This is a genomic window from Flavobacterium agri, assembly GCF_013401995.1.
GTDB classification, from domain to species: Bacteria; Bacteroidota; Bacteroidia; order Flavobacteriales; family Flavobacteriaceae; genus Flavobacterium; species Flavobacterium agri.
In genome coordinates, this window is sequence record NZ_JACBJI010000002.1 from 93,838 (window position 1) to 116,972 (window position 23,135).

Sequence of the window (23,135 nt, forward strand, 5' to 3'; positions counted from 1 at the left end):
AAATTTTCGACGAACTGCACGTTTTAAGAGTTGTCTGAAAACAAAAAAGGAGACAACAAAACGCTATCTCCTTTTATTTCAATCTAGTATGTAATTATTGCTTGGCGATTTTCTTGGTTTCGGTCCTTCCGTCAGACTCGAGTTGCAACAAGTACAATCCTGAAGTCAATCCGTCGAGGCTGATCTGGTTCGAAGCGTCGATTTTGCCTTTCTTGACCAGTTTCCCATCGATTGCGAACAACGAATACATTGCGTCAGCTCCCAAATTCGCGACGTTCACGATACCGCTTGTAGGGTTCGGATACACGAGGAATCTGTTTTCTACGGGAACCGAAGGTACAGAAAGCAGCGACGTTCCGTGAACCGCGATATTGTTGAACGTGATGCGGTTTCCGGCATCGACGGTCATGTCGCCGGTTCCCGTGAAACGCACGCGGATCTTGAAGTTCGCATTGTTGTCGGCAGCCGTGATCGAAGAGAAATCGACGTTGAACAAAGCGAAATCGGATGTCAACGGATACACCGAAGAAGCCAATCCCGCGGTCGTCCAGCTAGGTGTTCCTGCAACCGTAGAATAATCGATTACGATATTCTGTGCGTTGGTCAATTCGTTTTTCGCGGCGAAAGAGAATTTGATGTCCTCGTAACCCACGGTCGTGAAAGCGAACACCATGATGTTCTCGTTTCCGGCGTTCTGCAACGGCTCCTTGATTTGGATGCCGCGCATTGCACTGGCCAGGTAAGCCGCACCACCGTTGGCCTCCGGAATGTAGTTGATCGAAGTCGGGCTGTTTCTTCTTTCCATAGACGCGTGCTGGAACAACGGATCGCCCGAAGTATACGGATAACCTGGCAAGCACGATGTATATTGGATTACCGCGTCGGTAGCCGGAACTTCGAACGAAGAGTTCAAAGACGTAAGCGGCGTATCGTTCGGGATCGATGTTCCCATGTACCAGAAATAGATCGGCTCGCTCGAATTCGTGTTTGTCGGTACGAAAACGGCTTTTACAGAAAATGCGGCCGACATCGTAAGCGTGATCTCATCAGTAGTCGCAATAGAAGCGCCTTCCCAGTGGTCGAATACGAAACCGTCGTTCGCGATCGCTTTCAAGGTCACCGGAATGCCCGAGAAGTAAACGCCAGTCCAAGGATATGGATTCGCGGCGATGTTGTCGGTTCCGAGTTTGATGTCGATCGTATTCATCTTGATGTAACCGTGGCTCACGTCCGAAACGTCCAGCGTCGCGTTGATGTTCGAAGCGATCGTGAATTTCGAGCGGATGTGGTTTCTCTGGAAAGCCGGACGTTGCGTCGCGAAATCCTGTTGGTATCCGTAATAGTAGTTGAAATCGTTGATGTCTACCGGAGCTGTCCAGCGATCCATTTGCTCGTTGAGTTCGGGCATGATCACGGCTTTCATCTCGTCCATCGTCGAATTCACGAAAGCGGTAGAATACGACGTGTTGATCTTATCGGCAAAACGGTTGATGAAATAGTTTTTAAAACCGGGATTCTCAAGCATTTTTCTCAAAAGGAATGTACTCCAGGCCGGGTTTGGCCACTCAGGTCCGTTGGTTGCGGTAGCGGCGGCAAGAGCGTTGTGGTTGATGTTTTCGTTGTTGGTAGAGAACGTCGCGTCCATGTCGTGGGCGAGCCATCTCCAACGTCCGTCGTGCGGATACTCGGCATTCGGTGCGTCGACTTTTTCTCTCCAGAAAACGATGTTGTTGCCCGGCCAGTCGATGTTGTCGAAGTAAATGTTGTGGATGAAATAATCGGCGAAGTTCTGGTAATCCAACTGCGTCAAGATATAATCGTAGTTGGCTTGTACCGATAGCGGATGCGTCTCGATATAATCGATCATCGCATTGTAATCGTCGTCGTCGCCTTCTTCGATCTGCGCCTCGCTTTCAAGAACGTCCACGTCATCGATGTCGAAAACGCGCTTGAAGTAATTGTTGTCGAACTTGTCGCTCAAAGAAAGGATTCCCCAATATTCGCCGTTCATGAACGTGATTGTCGGCTGGTAACCTTTCGTGAGCACGTGCGATTGTTTCAAAAGACGCATGTTGAGCGCATCGCGGAACAAGGTCTCGTAAAAATCGGCTCCGGAATTGCGCAAGATCAAACGCTCGAAATCGGTAGGTTGGTTCGGGAAGAAACCGTAATCCATGGTCTCGTCTCCGTATTCGGCACGCGAATAAATGTTGAACGACTTGTTCTGCCAATCGCGCGATGAACCGCCGTGCAAACGAAGCCCTACGTTTTGGTTGATGACTTCCGTTCCGTTCACGAAATAGCTCATGTTGGCCTCGCGTTCGTATTGTTCGCCGCGACGGTAATAGTTTCCTAAATCTTCTTGTCCTTCCGGTTCAAGATCCGGGTTGTCGATTCTCCATTGGTCGAAATCGACGCCGGGTACATAAATTCCGTCGTTGTAATCGAAAAGTACATTCTCGCTGATGCTCAACGAAACGACCGGCAAAGAAAAACGGCTGCTTCCCAAAGGCGTCACGAAATATGACTGCGAAGTGGTCTTGCTCGAAAGCGCTCCGGCTTTGACAACCTTGGCGCGAACGACCGTGCCTTTGAAAATGTTGTTGTCCGGTAAATAAAACGGATCGAAATACGTGGTCGAGATCATCGAGATGTCGTTGGGTTGAGACGTGCGATCCACGATGCTGATCGGTCCCGAATACGTCAAGCTGTTGAAGCTTTTGGTCAAAAACGGCCCTTCCGGATCACCCGGATGCCAAGGATATTGGTTTTTGTATTGGTACGTCGTTCCGGCGAGGTTGGCCGGATCGGGTTCGCTTCCGTCGAGCGTATAAATGATCGTTGCTCCAGGCGTCGTCGTCGAAAGCGTGAGGTTGAAGGCCGAGGTGAAAAATCCTCCGTTCTGTGAAAATGCAGGCGGATTCAGGATTTCGTTATATCCGACCGCACCGTTTTGCGCAGCTGGCGTCACGGCACTGAAGAATACGAAAGGCCCGCTTCCGTTTGGCAATCTTCCGAAAGAAATGTCCGAAGGAATCGCCGTTGCCGGAACCTGGTCGACCATAACGCTGGCCGCATTTGTCAAGGTAATCGCTTCGCCCGCAGAACTGATTTTCCAGTTCGTGTGAAGCGGTTCATTGACGACCGTGCGGTTTTTGTCGGAACAATAAATGATCAGATATTGGCCGGGCCCGATGATCTGGGCCGGGAAAACCCATTTGAAAGGTTGGGTAGCGTCGTCGGTAAGGCCGTAACCGTTGAGGTTGATGGCCGCCGCCGTGCCGTTGTAAAGCTCGACCCAGTCTTGATAATCGCCGTCCTCATCGACGTTTGTCAAGGTGTTCGAGGTCAAGATTTCATTGATTACCAGGTTTTGGGCAAAAGTCGATGCACCCAATAAAAGGAACAGACCAATGAAAAATGGGGTAATTTTTTTCATGACTTTCAACAGTTTGATTTTTAAGGCCGTGAAATTAGCGCAACAATGAGTTAGGGTATTCTTTTTGTCGATATAAAGCAGAAATATCCGTTTCAAATGCAGATTTTAAGGAAATCCTAATCTACGTGACAACTCCGGTGGCGGATTTGGGTCTATAGTGAATCGGTTTTATCAAATTGTTTCAAATGCGCCAAAATGTACGCACGTGTATTGATAAACGAAAAAAATGAGATAGTTTTACAGCGATTCGGCAACAGGATGGGCCGCGTAGCTTTCTAGACGAAATGAAGAAATTAGCGATTATTGGAGCCAGTTACCTACAACTTCCTTTGGTTTTGAAAGCCTCGGAAATGGGCATCCAAACGCATTGTTTTGCCTGGCCCGAGGGTGCTGTTTGTAAAGGCAAGGCCGATTTTTTCTATCCAATCTCGGTTTTGGAAAAAGAACAGATACTCGAACAATGTCTCGAAATAGGTATAGACGGTATCTGTACGATCGCCAGCGACATGCCGGTACCGACCATTTCGTTCGTAGGAGAGAAAATGGGACTTTGCGTAAACAGCCAAAAAAGTGCATGGTTGTCTACCGATAAGGAAGCGATGCGCCAGGCGTTCGACGGAAAAGTTCAAATTCCGAAATTCTATAAAGTACAAGCTCCGTCCGATTATCGTGACGCGTTGGATTTTCCGATAATCGTCAAACCTACCGACCGTTCCGGAAGCCGTGGCGTGACCAAACTCACCAATGACGAAGGACTGGACCAGGCCATTGCTTATGCCATATCCGAATCTTTTTCGAAACAAGCCATAATAGAGGAATTCATATCGGGTCGCGAAGTAAGCGTCGAAAGCGTTTCCTGGCAAGGCAAGCACCGCATTCTGGCAATCACCGACAAGATTACCACCGGAGCGCCGCATTTCGTAGAGTTGGCGCATCACGAACCGTCTAGTTTTCCGTCGTCGATACTTGAGAAAATCGAGGCTGAAACCTTAAAAGCGCTCGACGCCCTCGAAATAGCATACGGTGCGGCGCATTCCGAGTTCAAGATCACCGAAAACGGCAAAGTATATGCTATTGAAGTTGGTGCTCGTATGGGCGGCGATTTTATAGGTTCGCATCTGGTTCAACTTTCTACGGGTTACGATTACGTTAAAGGTGTCGTCGAGATCGCGCTTGGGGAATTCCACGAACCTCAATTCCGCGACCGCGCGTATTCCGGTGTATATTTCCTTAGCGAGGAAACACGTAATTTGATTCCTTATTTTGAACGTCCGAACGCATTCGAGGTCGAAAAAGCCGTACAAAACCAAGAACTCAAAAACCTAAAAAGTAGTAACGACAGGTCTGGATATTTAATTTATCAAGCTGCAGAGCGAATAGAATTGCCATGAAATTATCGGTTGTTTCCACATTATACAGGTCAAGACGTTTTCTGGAATCATTTCTGGACCAAATGCTCGCGGCCATAAACGAGACAAGTTTTGAAGAGTACGAACTCGTTTTTGTGAACGACGGATCGCCAGACGACTCGCTGGATTATCTGTTGGAGCGCAAAAAAGACTGGCCGCAGATAAAACTGCTCGACCTTTCACGCAATTTCGGTCATCATTATGCGATTCAGGCCGGGCTTTCGTACGCTTCGGGCGATTATGTTTTTTTGATTGACAACGATTTGGAAACCCCGCCTTCGGTTTTGGTCGAGTATTACGGGGAATTTCGTGCCAATCCTGAGCTCGACGTGGTTTACGGATATCAGGAAACACGCAAGGGAGGATTTCTCGAGAAATTCTCGGGTAATTTGTTTTGGAACATGATCAATAAAATGTCGGACACCAAAATCCCGCACAACATCCTTACCGAACGGCTCATGACACGCCAATACGTAGAAGAGCTGCTCAAGCTGCGCGATGCCAATGTATTCATAGGCGGTATGATGCACTGGGTAGGTTTCGATCAAAAAGGCGTGCCGGTAAAAAAAGGACAACGTGAAGGCGCGAGTACGTATTCAATCGGGCGAAGGCTCGAGCTAATGTTGCAGGCCGTGACTTCGTTTTCGGGAAAACCGCTTGAATGGTTGTTTTACATCGGATTGCTGATTTCTGTCGGAAGCATTTTGTTTTTGCTCTACCTGGGCGGAAAAAAAATAATGTACGGCGATGAAGTACAGTTGGGTTGGACCTCTATTATCGCCATTAATGTATTGATGCTCGGTGTGATTTCGACTTTTTTGGGGATTATCGGCATTTACATCTACAAGATTTTCAAGCAAGTACAAGGCAGGCCAAACACGATAGTCAAAAAAATATATGAGTAAGATATTGGGCATCATCGGATCAGGACATTTGGGCCAGCAATTGGCGCATTTCGCGCTTTCAGGAAAACAGTATGACAAGGTGGTTTTTTTCGACGACCTCACATCCGAAACCCATCGCAACAGCAATGAAATTCTTGGCAAGACCGATCAGATCGCCAACTGTTTCGCACAAGGAGCGTTCCATGAGTTGCTCATCGGCATCGGCTACAACCATATGCAGGCGCGCCGTGATTTTTATGAGCGTTTTTACGCCGAAATCCCGTTTGGCAAACTCATCCATGCCACGAGTTGGGTAGATCCGACGGCAACGATCGCGCCCGGAAGTGTGCTGTATCCGGGCTGCTGCATAGACGCGAACGTCAAAATTGCCGAAAATGCGCTACTCAACCTCAATTGTACTGTTTCTCACGATTGTTCGGTAGGCGCACATTCGTTCTTGGCGCCGCGTGTCGCGTTGGCCGGATTCGTCTCTGTAGGCGACGGTTGTTTTTTGGGCATCAATACGACGGTAAAAGATAATATTTCGATAAATTCGGGCACGTCTTCGGGCGCTTGTACCCTTTTTGTGAAAGACACGCCTGAAAGCGGACTTTACATTGGGCAACCCGCAAAAAAAATAGCATAATGATTCCATTCAACAAGCCTTTCCTCACGGGCAAGGAGACACAATATATAGAGGACGCCGTCAAATCGGGAAAGATTTCGGGAAACGGCAAATACACCCAAAAATGCCAAGAATTCTTCGAAAAAAACTTCGGGTTCAAAAAATGCCTGCTCGCGACTTCGTGTACCGATGCGCTTGAAATGGCGGCCATTTTGCTCGACATCCAACCCGGAGATGAAGTGATCATGCCCTCGTTCACGTTCGTTTCTACGGCCAATGCCTTCGTATTGCGCGGTGCCAAAATCGTGTTTGCCGACAGCAGAAAAGACCATCCGAATATAGACGAGGAAACGCTCGAATCGTTGATTACACCAAGAACGAAAGCCATCGTACCGGTTCATTATGCCGGTGTGGCCTGCAACATGGACGCGATCATGGACATTGCCGAAAAACACCAGATTTTCGTAGTCGAAGATGCAGCCCAAGCAATCGACAGTTATTACACCGGACGCGACGGCAAAAAACGCGCGTTAGGTTCAATCGGGCATTTGGCCGCTTTTTCATTCCACGAGACCAAAAACATCATCTCGGGCGAAGGCGGAATGTTGGCCATAAACGACGCACGCTTTATAGAAAGGGCCGAAATCATTTGGGAAAAAGGCACGAACCGTTCGGCTTTTTTCCGCGGCGACGTAGACAAATACGGATGGGTCGATATAGGAAGCTCTTTCCTGCCGTCCGAAATTATTGCCGCGTTTCTATGGGCCCAACTCGAAAACCTCGAAAAAATACAGGAAAAGCGCAAATCGCATTGGCTGTTTTACCGCGAAGCCCTCAAGGATTGGGCGGCCGAGCACAAAATAGAATTGCCACAGCTACCCGAATATGCGACCAACAACGGGCATATGTTCTACCTGGTATGCCAAAACATACAACAGCGTTCGCGCCTTATTGCGCAGTTGCGCGACAAAGGTGTTCATCCGGTTTTTCATTACATCAGCCTGCATTCGAGCCAATTTTTCGAACCGTTCCACGACTCGCGAGTGCTTACGGAAAGCGACAGGTTCGCCGATTGTTTGGTGCGTTTGCCGATGTATTATGAGTTGGAACCGCAGCAAGTGACAGACAAGCTCCTAACGTATGAATATAGCTGATTTTGCGGCCGAACTTGTATAGTGCCTGAAAACGCAAAACACAGCCTTTTACCAACCAGATAAAACAACAATCAGTATCCGATGAGAATCATTGCCTACCTGAAGCAGCATTATATCCTAACCCTTATTTTGGTCGTAGCCGCACTTTTGCGATTCGCTCACTTAGGTTCCCAAAGCCCTTGGATGGATGAGATTTACACGTTGAACGTGTCCGATCCCAAACTGCCTTTCGCGACCACGATTGCCGAAATAAACCTTAGGGAAGGATTTCCGTACATCTACTTTTTGGCGATGAAAGTGCTGTTCGCGATTTTCGGGCATCATATACTCGTGGCGCGTATCGTATCGGCGTTGGCCGGAGTTGCCGGAAGCTATATCGTGTACAGGCTTGGCAAATCACTGTATGGCAAAAATACCGGATTGATAGCCGCCGGGCTTGTTGCCGTAAGTGATTACTGCATTTATATCTCTCAAGACGCCAGGCCGTATTCGTTGTACTTTTTTGCGGTAGTGCTTTCGTTTTGGGCCATGTCGAACTTTTTGCGAAACAATTCCACAAGAAACGCCATCTTTTACGGGCTTTCTGCGGGACTGTTGCTCAACTTAAATTTTTTCGGATTCATCAATCTGTTCTCGCAAGCCTTGCTGATATTGTTATTTATCGTAATGTGCCCGAAAGACATAAGGCGCAATTTTATTGTGAACAGTCTTATCGTTGGTGCGATAGCCGTACTTCTTTTTATCCCGAACATCGCCAAGTTGATGACACTTTTCGGATTCAAATCGGGTTGGATCGTAGCGGCGACCAACGATTCCATCGCCTACGTGCTCGACGATTTCTTGGGCAACACGAGATTCACGGCTTTCATTTTCCTTCCGCTGTTCTTTTATTTCCTGTTCGACGTTTTTAGGCAGGAAGGCAAATTCACGTACAAAGACATACTCGAGCGCCCCAAGGTTTTCGCGTTTGCGGTGTTGTTAAGTTGGATGGTCGTGCTCGTGGTCATACTCACGGTCAAGTCGTTTACCGATACATCGCTTATGATCACGCGTTATTTCGTAAGCGTTCTCCCAGTAATTTTATTGATTTTGGCTCATGCGCTTTCGCTTATCAAAAACCAGGTGGTTAGAGCGGGAATGATAACGACCGTTCTTTGCTTCATGCTCATGAACCTGTTCGTATTCAAGCGCTTTTACCTGAACGTGCACAATTCGCAGTTTCGGGAGGCATCCGAATTCGTCATGAAGAACAATGCCAAAAGAGAGCCTGTCTATACGTCGTTGAAGTATTGGTTCAATTATTTCTTCCTGAAAAAAGACGCGAATTATCCGTTGAATGAAACAGCTTCTTTGGATGTTTTGGTCAATGAGATGCGTAACGATCCTTCAAAGGTCAAGGCGTTCTGGTATGTCGATGCGCACGACAAGCAATTCCAGGCGTCACCCGAAACGGCGGCATTCCTCGATGCGAATTTCTTTTTGGAGAACAATTTCGAAGGATTCCAAGGCTGGGCCAAGCATTACATCCTTAAGGCAGATGCCAAGCAAATCGTAAGCCTTGCCGGATATGACCTTTCGAAGCCTGTTTCGGGAGACGATTTCGTGTCTACGTTCGACATTTACCAAGAAGATGAAACCGGCCTGAAAATCTTCGGATGGGCCTATTTCCCTGGCCAAGGAACCGAAAATACCAAAATCGAGATCATAGTCCTGATGGGCAACAGGGGTAAGCTTTTCAACATGGAAAAAGTACAGCGCGCAGACGTTACCCAAGCAAGAGGAGCTGGCTTCAATCTAGACAATTCGGGCTTTTCGGCCAAAATCCTGAAAAGCGACCTTAAACCGGGCAGCTACCGCGTCGCGATTTTGATGACCGATTCGGCAACAGGTAAAAAAGGCCTCAAAATAACCGACAGTGTACTGGAAATCAAGCAATGATGCCTGCCGTTTTAATTTGGACATAATTATTGTAAAAGAAATTCGAATTTTTCTAATTTTGCACATCATAAGATAAAAACATGAAATCGAAAATTTTAGCTCTTTTAGTTTTGGTTACACTCTTCTCTTGTAAAGAAGAACCTAAGTCTGATGCGGTTGCGGCTCCAGTCGAGGAAGCGCCAAAAGATTTTGAGGTCAAGATCAATGTGGTCGCGAAAAAGGACGACAGTTTCCATCTTTTCTACACAGAAGACGGAACGATCAATTTTACAGAGCAGAAATCTGTTTGGGTCGAGTTCAAAGGAAACGAAGCGGCACAAGACATCGTATTCAAACTTCCTGAAGACGTTATCCCGACACACATGAGACTTGATTTCGGCGTGAACAAACAACAGGAAGACATTAAGATGAATTCCTTCGAAATCGATTATATGAACGGAAAGATCGTCGCCAATGGGGCGGAGTTCTTCAGCTACTTCTACCCGAATGAGAAATGTACGAAAATCGATGCCGAGAAGTCGCTTATCATCCCTATAAAGGGAGGCGATGTGTATACAGGCCCAATGTTCTACCCTCAAGTGGTATTATCAGAGAAAATAGAAGCGTTGGTAAAAGGAAAGTAATGCTTTTTTGACCAACGTTCAACCGGCCTGGCAATTACTCTTAACAGGGAATTTCCAGGCCGGATCGTTTTACACGTCTCCGCTTGGTGCAAAAAAGAGCCGACTTGTACGTCTAATCATTACGCATGCTGAAATCCCGAATACACAACCTTGCCGCAAAGAACACGAACCTGGTTATCTACGGTGTCGGCCAGGTGATCAATCTTGTCGTTCCGTTGCTTGCCGTGCCTCATATAGTAGCGGTTTGCGGAGAAGCGGCTTACGGAAAGGTCGGCGTGGCATTGGCTATTTCATTTTTTCTTATCGTGATCATCGACTACGGTTCAGACATGATCGGCGTAAAAGAAGTCGCGGTGAACCGTGATTCCCACGCCAAATTATCACAGATTTTTGCGACCGCTTACAGCGCAAGGTTATTGCTGCTTTTAGGAGTTTTGGCGATGGGTTTTTTGGTTTTTGGCGTTTTACCCGCTTTCAGTGCCGAACGCAAGCTCTACCTATACGCATCACCGATTCTTGTCGCCCAGGCGATCAGTCCGATCTGGTTTTTACAGGGAATCGAGAGATTTCGTTTGATAACCGCGCTTACGGTAATCTCCAAGGCGATCTATCTTTTCGGAGTGCTGTATTTCGTATCGGGAGCCGGCGACTACATATATGTGAATTTATGGTGGGGTTTAGGTATGTTTTTCCCGTATCTGGCGGGTTTCCTGTATTGCAGTAAATTGTTCGGTTTCAAGTTCGCCGACGTTCGCCGACGCGATATAGCCGATTTCCTTTCGGACAATTTCCGTTTCCTTCTCTCACAGATGTTCCTGTCGGTCAAAAATTACTCCCCGATTATCGTCATTACTTTGCTCGGCGGTTTTGCCGTCGGTGGCCAATTCAAGATTATAGAGCAAATCATACTGCCTTTCAGGTCGTATCTGCAGATGTTTTTCCGGTATTTCTATCCGAAGTTGTGTTTTGAGATTTTTCAAGATCGCGCACAAGGTTTTCGATATTGGAAGCAAGTCAGCGGTTTCAACCTTGCATTGGTCTTCGTTCTGGTGTTCGGTATTTTCCTTTTTCCATCCGAAATCCTGCATTTTTTCAAAGTCAGCGAGCAGAATACCCATGCCCTCTCGGACGCTTTACGGCTCGGGCTGCTCATACCCATGCTGATTGCGTGTTCCTATTCGCTTGAACAGCTTATGTTGAGTCTCGGGAAAAAGGAATTATACATCAGGCTCACGTTCGTGACCGTCGTGCTCAATTTGCTGCTGATGACCTTCTTGTTTTGGTCGTTTGCGCTTAACGGACTTATTTCATCTCTAATCATAAGTGAAATGATCCTGATTGTATTAATTTGGCTGACACTGAAAAATCAATTCAAACCCCAAGCACATTCATGAGTGCAACTAGGAATTCATTTAGGATAATCCTGTTTATTGCGTGCGTCGTCGTGCCTACTTTGAACAACTACGAATTGACTTTCGGGGTATGGTCGATCGCGGCATTGGTCACCTTGCAGAAGCGATATTCGTTGCGAATCCTCAAGTTGATTTCTACGCCCGTCCTGATTTTGCTGATCGCGTTTTTTTCTGGTTTGTTCAACGATTACACGCCTTACGACATTATTCGCGACATCACCTATTTATTGAAACCGATCATCGGATTGCTGTTAGGCTATCAGCTTTGTCGAGGAATGGAAGGCGAAAAACCTGCGCGTCTCATCATCAATACCGGATATATCCTCGCTATTCTGCACTTGGCCATTGCAGCGTTCGCGGTGCTTTTCATGCACATTCGCGACATGCACGAGTTGCGCTTGCACGCCGGATATTTCAACGATTTCGAAATGTATGCGCTAGCGATGCTCATCTATTGCAAAAGATTCAACGTAGAATTTCCGACGCGTACCAGATGGCTGATGATTTTGGTCATGACCATTTCGGGTTTCCTTTATCTGGCGCGTACCGATTTCATTCTTTTCGGAATACTGATCATGGCCTTATCGGGTTATTTGGTACTTACAAAACGGGCGTTACAGGCCATTTTGGTGACAATGGCAATCGGGATTGTGGGCTATGCGATCATCTATAACAGCAATCCGCGTCGTGGTGCAACGGGGTTTGAGGCGTTTCTTTACAAAGTCAAAATTGCGCCTATAGAACCGTTCAAAACCAAAATCAACAAAGACGATTGGAAAGATTTTAACGACAATTACCGCTCTTTCGAGAACATCATAACGGTAAGGCAAGTCTCGCGCAGCGGAACCGGATCGATAATTTTCGGAAAAGGTCTCGGATCGCATGTCGATTTGGGAAGGAAGCTGTGGACAAACGACCTTGAGTTCATACGATATCTGCCGGCGTTGCACAATTCTTACATGACGATATTGCTCAAATCGGGGCTCGTCGGTGTGTTTCTTTTGTTCGTCTTTATTTGGATGCTGTTCAGGCAAGGAAAATCAGAGAATCTGCAAATCCGGAGCATTAACCAATTGTTGATTGCGTCGGCCGTCTTCCTGATCCTCTCCAATTGGGTATTTATGGGACTCTACTTCAAAGTCGACACCAAATCCATCCTTATCGGATTTCTGATATACCACAAAGAAACGATTAAAAAAGCCCTACAAGTTAAGGCGTAAGCTTTTCGTATTCGTCTTTCACGCCGCCGATGTACTTTTCGGTAGAGAAATTCTTGATCACCACTTCGTAGCCGTTTTCACCGAATTCGCGGATCTTTTCAGGATGTGCGATAAAGGTTTCGAGTTTTTCGGCAAGTTCGGTAGCATTTTTCGGCATGACAAGAAAACCGGTGTGACCCTCGACGATTATTTCCTGAAGTCCTCCCAGCCGCGACGCCACGACGGGTTTTCGCGACAACATAGCCTCGGTAGCCACGAGACCGAAAGATTCCGGTTCTGTAGACGGTACGACCGCAATATCGAGCGCATCATAAACAGGCCAGATATTTTCCTGGAAGTCTACAACGGTCACTTTTGCCTCTAATTGGGCGGCTTCTATTTTATGATGGAGATTTTCAAGGAACTGTTCCTGTCCGTCGGGTGCCGATCCCACATAAACCAAATGAATGGAATCGTATTTCTGGCATAATTGTACGAAAGCCTTAAGCAATACGCCTTGCCCTTTAAGACGGCTCACGCGTCCTACCAATCCGATGACCAAATGATTCGGATCCTTCATTCGGAACAGGTCGGTGCGGATCGAACGTATTTCTTCGGCAGATGATATAGGCTGCACGCGATTCTGGCCGTTGTGGACAATGGTCGATTTGCGTTCCAGGCCTTTCTTCATCTTTTGGAATTGCAGCGAGGTCGCATTTGAATTGAATAGGATGTGCGTAGAAAACAGCGATACTATTTTCGGATAAAAGTAGGCCAGCATTTTCGGATGCTCAATTATTTCGTGCACGTGCCACAAATGTTTGCGACGGAAGATAAAGCTATAAAACGCACCGATGAAAACCGAAATCGCGTTTGAGTGTACCAGGTGTATTTCTTTTCCGTTGAGTTCCTTGCGGATTTTTCTGATAGAGGTGAAAACGTCAAAAGGGAGCTTAAGGAAAAACTTGGGTGTAAGCACACCGCGTTTTACTTTGACGACCGAACTCCTTATGACTTGAACACCAAGCGATTCCAGCCTGTTTTTAAGTGGACCGTCCTGATGCAGCACGACAATCGGATTATACCCGTCGGGATAATGTTCGATAAGTTCTAGCAACGCTTTGTCTGCGCCGTAAAGCTCCGCAGATTGATTAACGATAAGTACGTTTTTCATAGCACGGCGCTATTGGTTTTTGGCCGTGGCGCTTCCGAAGAATTTGTTCTTGGTCTGCACGAGGAAATTGTAGTTTTTGGCCAATTGTTTCTTTAGGAACGAAGCGTCGTCTTTCGGAAACCAGTCGGTAGTCCTTGGCGTTTCGATGAGACGTTCGTGCACTTGGTATGCATAAGTCGCGATTGAAGTGCGATAACGTCCTTCGGGGAAATTCGTCATGTCGTATCCGTGAAGCGAATACGGCGCACATTGCTGGATGATCATGCGGTTGAACGGCACGTCGATCTCGGCTTCCTCGTTCGTGCGCAAATCCTTGATCCTAAGACCGCCTTTGTATTCGGGCTTCCAATCTTTGTTCAGATACAGCAAAAGGTTGAGTTCGCGGTACCAGTTTTTGTGCAGCGGATGATAATTGAAATCGAGGTGCATATCCAAAAAGCTGTTCTTCTTGCCTTGATGAAGGCCGCCTCCGAAGTTTTTCGGATCAACGAACGTCTTTTTGGCCGTGATGAAACTCAAGATTTTGTTGAAGCGTTCCGAAGAAAGGTCATCGTAAAATTCCTTGAGCTCCGGACAGATTTCCTTGTAGTTCGATTTTTCGAATTTATTGTTCGCAAAAGCGTAGTCGCGGCTCTTGTTGTTCAATTCCGGGATGTGGGCATAGGCGCGCTCCAGTTTTTCGGTCTCGCAGAACTCGTCTATGACAAGATGCGGGAAAGGTTGGGCGGTAAGATATTGTATGCGTAGGTTTTCGAGATTTTGCTCTAAGTAGTCAAATCGGATCATATTCTGAAGTAACTGATTTAGGCAAAAGTAGCAATTAATAGCCAACGCAAAGCTGATAAATATCATTTAACACTATGGCCGTATTGTCAAACGGTTAAGCAAGACTCATGTTTTTTTACAAATACTAAATCACCGCTTTTTTGATTGGCAAAAGATGTTATTTTTGCACCGCTTGCAAAAAAGGAATTATGAAAATAGCCATTCTCGGAACACGCGGAATCCCGAACCACTACGGTGGTTTTGAGCAGTTTGCCGAATTTTTCGCCGTGTACCTCGTAGAGAAAGGCCATGAAGTGTACGTGTACAATTCTCATAACCATCCGCATCAGGAAAAGACGTTCAAAGGCGTCCACATTTTACATTGCAACGATCCCGAGCACAAGATGGGCACTTTCGGCCAGTTCATTTACGACTACAATTGCATCATGGACGCGCGCACGAGAGAGTTCGACATCATCCTGCAACTTGGCTACACAAGCAATTCGGTGTGGTTTTTCCTGTTGCCCAAAAAGCCGGTCATCATTACCAATATGGACGGTTTGGAATGGAAGCGCACCAAGTATTCGCGTCCGGTACGACAATTCCTCAAATTCGCCGAGCGTTTGGCAGCGGTGAGCAGCGACCATCTGGTGTCTGATTCTCTCGGAATCCAATCGTACCTCAAAAGAAAATACGGAAAAGATTCGACGTTCATCGCTTATGGTGCACATCCGTTCAATTCACCCGATGCGGCTATTCCGGCCAAATACGACGTAGAACCTGGCCAGTACAATATGATCATGGCGCGGTTCGAACCCGAGAACAATCTCGACATGGTTTTGGAAGGCGTAGCGCAATCGACCGACAAGAAAACGATTCTCGTCGTGGGCAACCACATGACCAAATACGGGGAATACCTCAAATCGAAATTCGCGAATTACGCCAACATCCGGTTCACGGGCGGTATTTACAACTTGACCGACCTGAACAGCCTCAGGTATTTCAGCAACCTTTATTTTCACGGACATACCGTAGGCGGAACCAATCCGTCGTTGCTCGAAGCCATGGCGTCCCAAGCGCTGATCGCCGCTCACAGCAACGATTTCAACCGTGGCATCCTCAAGGAAAACGCATTTTATTTCACATCGGCCAAGCAAGTTGCCGAATTGCTTCCGACTGTCAAAAAAAGCGATAACTTGCAAAAGGTTGCCCAAAACTATGAAGCCATCGTAAACGACTACAACTGGGAAAAAATAAATGGTGAATATCTCGGACTTTTTGAAAAAGTTATGGCGGCCAAATGATGGGCATCCGCTGACCTTCTTTTTTTCTTTTTTGCTGCTTTCGGTGCCGTTTTCGCTTGGAATGGGCAACATCGCGTTGATCCTGTTCGCGTTGGCGAGCCTATTCTATTTTAGGCAACATCGCTTTTTCCGTGCTTCGACAACCTTGCTTTTACCCGTCGCGCTGTTTTTGCTCATGGCTGCTTCGCTGATTTGGAGTATCGATTTGCCGCGTTCGTTAAAAGCGCTTCCGCGAGAAATCTATTTGCTTGCCATTCCCGTGTGCTGTATGTTTTTTCCGGGACTTGACAAACAACAGAAACAATCGGCCCTGACCAAGTATGCCTATGGGATGGCGCTGGTTTGCGTGTTTTATTTACTGCGTGCCACCTGGCAATATTTCCGGACCGGCGACACGGGCGTTTTCTTTTACCACGAATTGGTCACCGAAGAAATCAACGCCATCCACGTATCCATTTATGTGGCGACGGCCTTTTTCGCGTTGTTGCCGAAAACGGGTAAAAAGAGGTCCGATTGGTTAGCGATGAGTGTTTTGGCGTTGCTCGTTGTATTGCTTTCATCAAAGAATGTGATTGTCGTTTTTGGATTGCTGACGTTGGTGTATTTCGTTTTCTTTTCGGGAATCACGTTAAAGGTCAAGTTCATCGGTTTCGGATTTCTGTTCCTTTTCGGAGTATTGCCGGTATTGTTTTTCTCTAACATCAGCGACAGGTTTCTTCAAGAAATCAAAAGTGTCGCCACCGAAGGAACGCGAAAGGACGATACCCTTGGCGCGGTTTACAACGTAAGCGTGAGCCAAGCTTGGAATCAAACGCATTTCAACCAGAACGATTATTTTCCAGGCACGGCTTTCCGCGTCTATCAATTCCGCATTTTTATCGAATTACTGCACGAAGATGGCAAATATCTGCAAGGATACGGACTCAACGCGTCGTTCAGGCGCATAGGAGATAAGGCCAGGCAATATAATTTGTTCGACGGAGACGGCATCAGGAAAGGCTATCAGGGCAAAAACTTCCATAACCAATACGTCCAGAACTTCTCGGAACTCGGGATTTTTGGGTTTCTGCTATTGGTTGCCATGCTTTTCATAACCTTCAAAAAAGGCATCCGGAACAAAGATTTTACCCATATTTCTTTTGCAGTTCTTATGATAAGTTTATTTTTGACGGAGTCATTTTTATTGCGGCAACGCGGCGTGATGTTTTTCACCGCCATGTATTGCCTGCTCAATGCAGGTACTGTTGCCGTGGCTGTGAAAAAAGAGTAGTCTATGAAAAGAATATTGATAACCGGCGCCGCGGGCTTTTTGGGCTCGCATTTATGTGACCGGTTTATTGCCGCGGGATATTACGTCATCGGCATGGATAACCTGATAACAGGCGATCTTAAAAATATCGAGCATCTTTTCAGCCACAAGAATTTCGAATTCTACCATCACGATATTACCAAATTCGTGCACGTTCCGGGGCGATTGGACTATATTCTTCACTTCGCTTCCCCGGCGAGTCCTATCGATTATCTCAAAATTCCGATCCAGACGCTCAAAGTCGGATCACTCGGCACACACAACCTGCTCGGTTTGGCGCGCGTCAAGAAAGCCAGGATTTTGATCGCTTCGACATCCGAAGTATACGGCGATCCGCTCGTGCATCCGCAAACCGAAGAATATTACGGCAACGTGAATACGATCGGGCCGAGAGGCGTGTACGACGAAGCCAAGCGTTTTCAGGAATCGATCACGATGGCTTACCATACGTTTCACGGCGTAGAAACACGCATTGTTCGTATTTTCAACACCTACGGACCAAGAATGCGTTTGAACGACGGGCGTGTGATTCCAGCTTTTATCGGACAGGCTTTGCGCGGCGAAGACCTCACGATTTTCGGCGACGGCATGCAGACGCGTTCGTTCTGTTATGTAGACGATCAGGTGGAAGGTATTTACCGTTTGCTACATTCCGATTACGTGTTGCCCATAAACATTGGCAATCCCGACGAAATCACGATCAAGGATTTCGCCGAAGAGATCATAAAACTTACGGGAACCGATCAAAAAGTGGTTTACAGGCCGCTTCCGGTCAACGATCCTTTGCAGCGTCAACCCGATATCAGCAAGGCAAAAGACATTTTGGGTTGGGAGCCGAAAGTGTCGCGTTCCGAAGGCATGAAGCTTACATACGAATATTTCAAATCGCTTTCTTCAGAAGAGCTTCTCAAGGAAGAACACAAAGATTTTACGGGTTACATTCATTGATATGACGGGAGTTCAAACGGGCAGATATTCCAAATACATCAGGCCGATCAGTATTATGATCGATTTGTTGGTCATCAATGCGTTGCCGTTTTATTTTTTCCGCGACCTTAATCTCGATTTCCACTATTACATTCCGTACCAAAACCTGGTTTGGATCTCGATCGCGTTTTTGATCAAGTTTTACGGGGTTTACCGTTTTACGATGCCCGTCGAGATCTTGTCGAAACTCGTGCGTCAAGGCATCTTGTTCCTGCTTTTGGTGATCGCGTTTTTCCCGTTTTCGAAAGAGACGATTTTCAGCGGAAAAGCCATCGCGCTTTACGTGAGCCTGTCGATGTTGCTGATCACGATCTGCAAATGGCTGTTGTTCTACTATCTCAAGAAATACCGCATCATCACCGGAAGCAACTTCAGGAACGCCGTAATTATCGGATATACGCCCGAAGCCATCCGCCTCAAGCAACTTTTCGAGGAACGCACCGATTTCGGTTATCGCTTCCTGGGTTTCTTTTCCGACAAGAAATCGAACGAGAACGTAAAAGGAAAACTCGACACGATCAAGGAATTCGTCGTGGCCAACCGAGTCGACGAAATCTATTGTTCGCTCAACGAGATTTCGAACGAACAGCTCAAGGATCTTGTCGAATTCGCCGACGACCACAAGAAAAGCATCAAATTCATCCCCGATACCAAAGAGATTTTCGCCAAGAACCTCAAGATTGATTACTACGGATTCTTTCCGGTGCTTTCGCTTCAGCGAACATTGTTGCACGAACCGATTGTAAAAGGTTTCAAGCGCGTTTTCGACATCGTTTTTTCACTGATTATCATCGTGGGCGTGTTGTCGTGGCTGGTCCCGATTTTAGCGGTCATCATCAAGCTCGAATCCAAAGGACCGGTTTTCTTCAAGCAAGGCCGCCCAGGGCTTGATGAGCAGGAATTTTTCTGCTACAAGTTCCGTTCGATGAAAATCAATTTGACGACCGAGAAAGAAGCCTCGAAAAACGATCCGCGTGTTACCAAAATCGGGCGTATCATGCGCAAGACAAGCATTGACGAACTTCCGCAGTTCCTCAATGTTTTGGCGGGCGATATGTCTGTCGTCGGACCGCGTCCGCACTTGTGGTCGCAGAATAAGTCTTACGGGACACGCATCAAGAAATACATGGTGCGTCACTATGTAAAGCCCGGAATCACAGGATTGGCGCAAGTTCGCGGTTTCCGTGGCGAAATCGAGACCGACGAAGACATGATCAACCGCATCAAATTCGACGTGTTCTACATCGAGAATTGGTCGTTCCTGCTCGACATCAAGATCATCCTGCAAACGGTGATCAACATCTTCAAAGGAGAAGAAAAAGCGTACTAGAAAACGCCTTCCGAAATCAATTTCTGCAATTGGGAATCCAAATTGAAACGACGCTTTGCCGTTTCGAGAACACGCAGTTTCATTGGGCTTAAACCCGATTTTCCGTTATCCGAAATCACTTTCAGAACGGCGTTAAGCTCTTCGAAATTCTCTACCGAAGCGACCCAGCCCAAATCGTTTTCGCGCACGATATCTTCGCCTTCGCCACCGCCAAAATACAGTATCGGCATGCCCAAAGCGCCGTATTCGAAAATCTTCGAAGGCACCGAACCGTAAATTCTCGTAGCAAGCGGAACATAAGCGATGTCGAATTCCTCGAGCTTTTTGTGCAACACTTTTCGGTCGACCATCCCGTGAAAAACGATGTTCTTTTCCGGATGGTTCGCGATGTATTTCTCGATATCCGATTTCTCGGCTCCGTCCCCGAAAATGTGGAATTCGATGTTCGTACCGGCCAGATCCATTTTCTGGCAAGACTCGAGCACGCCTTGGGCTACGCCAAGCAATCCGGCGTAAAAAAGTTTGATTTTGCCGTCGCTTTCGCGGAATTGGAATGCCTCTGTATGATCGGGAAAATTGCGATACAGATGTGCGTGTTTGTTCGCAACGATCTCGCGAACATGTGTCAATATTTCTTCGGATTGGCCCAAAACCACATCCGCATTCCTGTAAATGAAACGCTCGAGAAACAACGCGAATTTGTGCGAAAACGAGCCGTGACGCATCACTTTCAATTCGAGTGCCGCCATCGGCCACAGATCGGAAACGTTCAAAATGATCTTGCGTCCGCGGATTTTCAGGGCCAGAACCGCAATGAACGACAAAAGCAAAGGCGGCGATTGCACGATGACTTTTTTCGGAAGTTGCCCGAAAAGCAGCCGCAAGAACAAAACCGACGAGAAAGATTGTATCGAAAGCAGTCGTTTGGCGATATTTTTACTGTTGCTCGGATAAATCCAAAGCCGTTTTACGATTACGTTTTTCTGGTTTTCCGTGACCGAGAATTTACCGCGGTATTGCTCGAAAAGCCGTCCTTCGGGATAATTCCCGAGCGGACATATCACCGATACTTCATAATGCTGCGACAGCTTGAGCGCCATCTGTTCGATGCGGTTCGCCGCCGCGCCTTTCTCGGGCGGATAATAATTGGAAACGATCAGGATTTCTTCCATTCCGAAAGTAAAATATCAACGATTCTCTCGGACGCTTTTCCATCCCAAAGCTCGGGAATGCCGTGTTCTCGCAATCCGTTTTGAAGAAAATCCGTAAAGTGTTTTTTGAGGTTTTCGACAGAAATCCCGACCAACGTATTCGTTCCTATCGTTTGTGTTTCAGGACGTTCGGTGTTTTCCCGCATCGTAAAGCACGGGATTCCTAGAACGGTCGTTTCCTCGGAAATCCCGCCCGAATCGGTTATCACGGCAAAACTGTTTTTGATCAGGTACATGAACGCGAGATACCCTTGCGGTTCGGCGTAAACGATATTCTTGAAGTCGAGTTTGGCGTCGCCGAGAATCGCTTTCGTGCGAGGATGCACCGGAAAAACGACTTTTTTGTCTCCGGCCAGTTTATCGATTCCAAGCAGCAGGTTTTGCAGCGATTTTTCTTCGTCCACATTCGACGGACGGTGCAAAGTCAAAACGATATAGTTACCGTTTTCCAATCCGAACTCGTTCCAGAAATCAGGTTGTTTTATGCGCGGTAAATTTTGCGTCAGCGTATCGATCATCACGTTTCCGACGAAATGGACTTTGTTTGGACTCGCACCATATTTGAGCAGATTTTCAGAAGCGGAAGCCGAAGTCGTAAAGAAATGATCGGTAATCGAATCGGTCACGATGCGGTTGATTTCCTCGGGCATCGTCCAGTCTCCCGATCGGATTCCGGCCTCGACATGCGTGACTTTGATGTTGAGTTTCTTGGTGACGATCGCACAGGCCATCGTCGAATTCACGTCGCCTACGACCAAAACCAGATCGGTCGGATTTTGCAGCAATTCCTGTTCAAAAGCCACCATGATGGCCGCGGTCTGAACGGCTTGCGACCCGCTTTTGACTTCGAGGTTCGCGTGCGGATGCGGGATGTTTAACTCCTCGAAAAACGTATCGCTGAGGTTCTTGTCGTAATGCTGGCCCGTATGCACCAATCGATACGAAAGATCGGCTCCCGACTTTTGACGGTTTTCGATCGCCTTGATGATCGGGGCGATCTTGATGAAATTGGGCCGTGCTCCGGCGACTATCGTGATTTGCATCAGTCTTGTTGTATTTGCGAGGTGAACTGTTTGAGTTTGCCAGAAGCGGTGCGTTCGAGCATCGGTTTCCTGATGAAGACGAAGCGCAATCCGGGTTCGAGATAATCGGTCATGATGTTGGCCATGCGGTTTTCTTCTTGTGGAGTTAGTGGGTTATCGCTTGCATAATCGATTTCAAAAGTATCCGATTGGGTTTGACGCACCACGAATTCTTTGACATTTCCGTCGTCTTCGAACAATTTTTTGGTAAGCGAATAGAACGTCATGCCGGCCGGTTTTTTTCCGCTTGGCAAAATCGCGAAATCGCTGGTACGCCCGACGAGTTTTTTGAGGATGGGTTTCTTGGCCGTGCTTTTTTCGTCCAAAATCCCAAAATCGCCCACATCGTACCGAATAAACGGATGCGCGCGGTTGTCGAGGCTCGTCACGACAATTCGGCCTTCTTTCCCGTACGGAAGCGGGTTGTCGTGGTCGTCGAGGATTTCCACGAAAATCGTTTCGGAATTGACCAGCCATTCGCCTTGGGGATTTTCAAAAGCGATAACTTCGAGTTCGGATGCGCCGTATTCGTTGGCCACGGGAACACCAAGTTGGGTTTCGAGCAATTTCCTGTCGTCTTCGAACAGCATTTCCGAAGTCGTGATGCACACGTTGAGCGTCGGGCAGATTTGCTTGAGGATGAGGTCGTTTTTCCTGAGGTATTTCGCCAGCAATACGATATTGCTCGTGTAACCGTTTATGTATTCGAAGCGTGTCTTTCGGAATTTTGCGACGATTTTCTCGAGAGCGTCATCCGACAGATCGAAAATATCGAAACGGTGGCGCTTGCTCAAATAATCCTTGAATTGGAGTTTTTTCGACGCCATCACATCGAGCGAACGTCCGTAAAAACGCGCCTGCCACGATTTGTTGAAGTCGATGCCGTACCAACCGAAACGCCTTTGGATGTTGGCCCAGATCAAAGCATGGCACGCCTTGTCTTTGGCGAACGTCATCGGGTTTCCGCTCGATCCCGAGGTTTTGTTGACGAACACCATCGATTCGCGGTAACATTCCGAAAGCCGTTGCGAAAGCGGACGTTGGAAATCCTGTTTGCGCATCACGGGCAAATCGTTCCAATTTTCGAAAGCCGATCCTGATGCGAGTTCACGATAAAACGCATTGTGCTTGAGGTGGAAATCGACGATGTCCTTTTTGCGTTTTTCGACGAAAGCCTCGTAATCGGAATCGGGAACGGCCAGGATTTTTTGAAGCTCGAGCCTGGCCCATTTCAATGGGAATCCGTTGAGTTGTAACGATAAATCGAAAATTCCGGGCACGGGCGGTCAA

At 47.2% G+C, this 23,135-nt stretch carries 18 protein-coding genes; 12 read left to right on the forward strand and 6 right to left on the reverse strand.

Translation table 11 applies throughout. The features are described from left to right. Nucleotides 1-94: 94 nt before the first annotated feature. The gene (locus tag HZF10_RS04435; protein ID WP_176004980.1) at nt 95-3,439 is read right to left on the reverse strand and encodes a CotH kinase family protein; all 3,345 of its coding nucleotides are present in this window, start codon (nt 3,437-3,439) and stop codon (nt 95-97) included. 284 nt (nt 3,440-3,723) lie between these two features. Between HZF10_RS04435 and HZF10_RS04440 the strand changes: the two genes are divergently transcribed. From HZF10_RS04440 to HZF10_RS04475, 8 genes are all read left to right on the forward strand, one after another. Next, the gene (locus tag HZF10_RS04440) at nt 3,724-4,830 is read left to right on the forward strand and encodes an ATP-grasp domain-containing protein (RefSeq protein WP_176004981.1); all 1,107 of its coding nucleotides are present in this window, start codon (nt 3,724-3,726) and stop codon (nt 4,828-4,830) included. After that, the gene (locus HZF10_RS04445) at nt 4,827-5,753 is read left to right on the forward strand and encodes a glycosyltransferase family 2 protein (RefSeq protein ID WP_217703345.1); all 927 of its coding nucleotides are present in this window, start codon (nt 4,827-4,829) and stop codon (nt 5,751-5,753) included. The genes HZF10_RS04440 and HZF10_RS04445 overlap by 4 nt, the downstream gene beginning before the upstream one ends. Continuing rightward, a complete protein-coding gene (locus tag HZF10_RS04450; RefSeq protein WP_176004982.1) occupies nt 5,746-6,378 on the forward strand; it encodes an acetyltransferase in 633 nt (210 codons plus the stop codon). The genes HZF10_RS04445 and HZF10_RS04450 overlap by 8 nt, the downstream gene beginning before the upstream one ends. Then, a complete protein-coding gene (gene rffA / locus HZF10_RS04455) occupies nt 6,378-7,511 on the forward strand; it encodes a dTDP-4-amino-4,6-dideoxygalactose transaminase (protein WP_176004983.1) in 1,134 nt (377 codons plus the stop codon). Before HZF10_RS04450 ends, rffA begins: the two co-directional genes overlap by 1 nt. Before the next feature lie 81 nt (nt 7,512-7,592). Next, nucleotides 7,593-9,449, forward strand: a complete 1,857-nt coding sequence (locus HZF10_RS04460) for a glycosyltransferase family 39 protein (RefSeq protein ID WP_176004984.1) — start codon at nt 7,593-7,595, stop codon at nt 9,447-9,449. An 80-nt stretch (nt 9,450-9,529) separates the two neighbouring features. Further along, nucleotides 9,530-10,072, forward strand: a complete 543-nt coding sequence (locus tag HZF10_RS04465; RefSeq protein ID WP_176004985.1) for a hypothetical protein — start codon at nt 9,530-9,532, stop codon at nt 10,070-10,072. Nucleotides 10,073-10,197: 125 nt separating this feature from the next. Beyond that, complete coding sequence (locus HZF10_RS04470) at nt 10,198-11,466, forward strand: oligosaccharide flippase family protein (protein ID WP_176004986.1); 1,269 nt, start codon at nt 10,198-10,200, stop codon at nt 11,464-11,466. After that, a complete protein-coding gene (locus HZF10_RS04475) occupies nt 11,463-12,704 on the forward strand; it encodes a hypothetical protein (RefSeq protein ID WP_176004987.1) in 1,242 nt (413 codons plus the stop codon). Before HZF10_RS04470 ends, HZF10_RS04475 begins: the two co-directional genes overlap by 4 nt. On the opposite strand, the gene HZF10_RS04480 is transcribed toward HZF10_RS04475, so the two are convergent. Both HZF10_RS04480 and HZF10_RS04485 read right to left on the reverse strand, forming a co-directional pair. Continuing rightward, nucleotides 12,694-13,857, reverse strand: a complete 1,164-nt coding sequence (locus tag HZF10_RS04480) for a glycosyltransferase family 4 protein (protein ID WP_176004988.1) — start codon at nt 13,855-13,857, stop codon at nt 12,694-12,696. The genes HZF10_RS04475 and HZF10_RS04480 overlap by 11 nt on opposite strands. A gap of 9 nt (nt 13,858-13,866) precedes the next feature. Next, on the reverse strand, nt 13,867-14,643 hold the full coding sequence (locus tag HZF10_RS04485) for a 2OG-Fe(II) oxygenase (RefSeq protein WP_176004989.1): 777 nt from the start codon (nt 14,641-14,643) through the stop codon (nt 13,867-13,869). A 188-nt stretch (nt 14,644-14,831) separates the two neighbouring features. Here HZF10_RS04485 and HZF10_RS04490 point away from each other — a divergent pair, with 188 nt between their 5' ends. From HZF10_RS04490 to HZF10_RS04505, 4 genes are read left to right on the forward strand one after another with little or no spacing between them, the layout of a single operon-like run. Next, nucleotides 14,832-15,926, forward strand: coding sequence for a DUF1972 domain-containing protein (locus HZF10_RS04490; RefSeq protein ID WP_176004990.1), 1,095 nt, complete (start codon nt 14,832-14,834; stop codon nt 15,924-15,926). Next, complete coding sequence (locus tag HZF10_RS04495) at nt 15,901-17,196, forward strand: O-antigen ligase family protein (protein WP_176004991.1); 1,296 nt, start codon at nt 15,901-15,903, stop codon at nt 17,194-17,196. Before HZF10_RS04490 ends, HZF10_RS04495 begins: the two co-directional genes overlap by 26 nt. A 3-nt stretch (nt 17,197-17,199) precedes the next feature. Continuing rightward, entirely contained in the window at nt 17,200-18,183 is a 984-nt protein-coding gene (locus tag HZF10_RS04500) for a UDP-glucuronic acid decarboxylase family protein (protein WP_176004992.1), read from the forward strand. Nucleotide 18,184: 1 nt separating this feature from the next. Further along, nucleotides 18,185-19,552 carry an undecaprenyl-phosphate glucose phosphotransferase gene (locus tag HZF10_RS04505; RefSeq protein WP_176004993.1) on the forward strand — a complete coding sequence of 456 codons (1,368 nt, stop codon included), beginning with the start codon at nt 18,185-18,187 and terminating at the stop codon, nt 19,550-19,552. Here HZF10_RS04505 and HZF10_RS04510 read toward each other — a convergent pair. From HZF10_RS04510 to HZF10_RS04520, 3 genes are read right to left on the reverse strand one after another with little or no spacing between them, the layout of a single operon-like run. Then, nucleotides 19,549-20,724: a glycosyltransferase family 4 protein gene (locus tag HZF10_RS04510; RefSeq protein ID WP_176004994.1), complete on the reverse strand. Its 1,176-nt coding sequence runs from the start codon at nt 20,722-20,724 to the stop codon at nt 19,549-19,551. The two genes, HZF10_RS04505 and HZF10_RS04510, sit on opposite strands and share 4 nt — an antisense overlap. Next, nucleotides 20,709-21,806: a non-hydrolyzing UDP-N-acetylglucosamine 2-epimerase gene (gene wecB / locus HZF10_RS04515; protein WP_176004995.1), complete on the reverse strand. Its 1,098-nt coding sequence runs from the start codon at nt 21,804-21,806 to the stop codon at nt 20,709-20,711. The genes HZF10_RS04510 and wecB overlap by 16 nt, the downstream gene beginning before the upstream one ends. After that, nucleotides 21,806-23,125, reverse strand: coding sequence for a phenylacetate--CoA ligase family protein (locus tag HZF10_RS04520; RefSeq protein WP_176004996.1), 1,320 nt, complete (start codon nt 23,123-23,125; stop codon nt 21,806-21,808). The genes wecB and HZF10_RS04520 overlap by 1 nt, the downstream gene beginning before the upstream one ends. Between the last annotated feature and the right edge of the window lie 10 nt (nt 23,126-23,135).

Bases quoted from the DNA above. Each gene is read 5' to 3' on its own strand.
- wecB (WP_176004995.1), bottom strand. From the start codon at position 21,806: ATGCAAATCACGATAGTCGCCGGAGCACGGCCCAATTTCATCAAGATC.
- HZF10_RS04505 (WP_176004993.1), top strand. From the start codon at position 18,185: ATGACGGGAGTTCAAACGGGCAGATATTCCAAATACATCAGGCCGATC.
- HZF10_RS04485 (WP_176004989.1), bottom strand. From the start codon at position 14,643: ATGATCCGATTTGACTACTTAGAGCAAAATCTCGAAAACCTACGCATA.
- HZF10_RS04460 (WP_176004984.1), top strand. From the start codon at position 7,593: ATGAGAATCATTGCCTACCTGAAGCAGCATTATATCCTAACCCTTATT.
- HZF10_RS04510 (WP_176004994.1), bottom strand. From the start codon at position 20,724: ATGGAAGAAATCCTGATCGTTTCCAATTATTATCCGCCCGAGAAAGGC.
- HZF10_RS04480 (WP_176004988.1), bottom strand. From the start codon at position 13,857: ATGAAAAACGTACTTATCGTTAATCAATCTGCGGAGCTTTACGGCGCA.
- HZF10_RS04435 (WP_176004980.1), bottom strand. From the start codon at position 3,439: ATGAAAAAAATTACCCCATTTTTCATTGGTCTGTTCCTTTTATTGGGT.
- rffA (WP_176004983.1), top strand. From the start codon at position 6,378: ATGATTCCATTCAACAAGCCTTTCCTCACGGGCAAGGAGACACAATAT.
- HZF10_RS04470 (WP_176004986.1), top strand. From the start codon at position 10,198: ATGCTGAAATCCCGAATACACAACCTTGCCGCAAAGAACACGAACCTG.
- HZF10_RS04500 (WP_176004992.1), top strand. From the start codon at position 17,200: ATGAAAAGAATATTGATAACCGGCGCCGCGGGCTTTTTGGGCTCGCAT.
- HZF10_RS04450 (WP_176004982.1), top strand. From the start codon at position 5,746: ATGAGTAAGATATTGGGCATCATCGGATCAGGACATTTGGGCCAGCAA.
- HZF10_RS04445 (WP_217703345.1), top strand. From the start codon at position 4,827: ATGAAATTATCGGTTGTTTCCACATTATACAGGTCAAGACGTTTTCTG.
- HZF10_RS04465 (WP_176004985.1), top strand. From the start codon at position 9,530: ATGAAATCGAAAATTTTAGCTCTTTTAGTTTTGGTTACACTCTTCTCT.
- HZF10_RS04475 (WP_176004987.1), top strand. From the start codon at position 11,463: ATGAGTGCAACTAGGAATTCATTTAGGATAATCCTGTTTATTGCGTGC.
- HZF10_RS04440 (WP_176004981.1), top strand. From the start codon at position 3,724: ATGAAGAAATTAGCGATTATTGGAGCCAGTTACCTACAACTTCCTTTG.
- HZF10_RS04490 (WP_176004990.1), top strand. From the start codon at position 14,832: ATGAAAATAGCCATTCTCGGAACACGCGGAATCCCGAACCACTACGGT.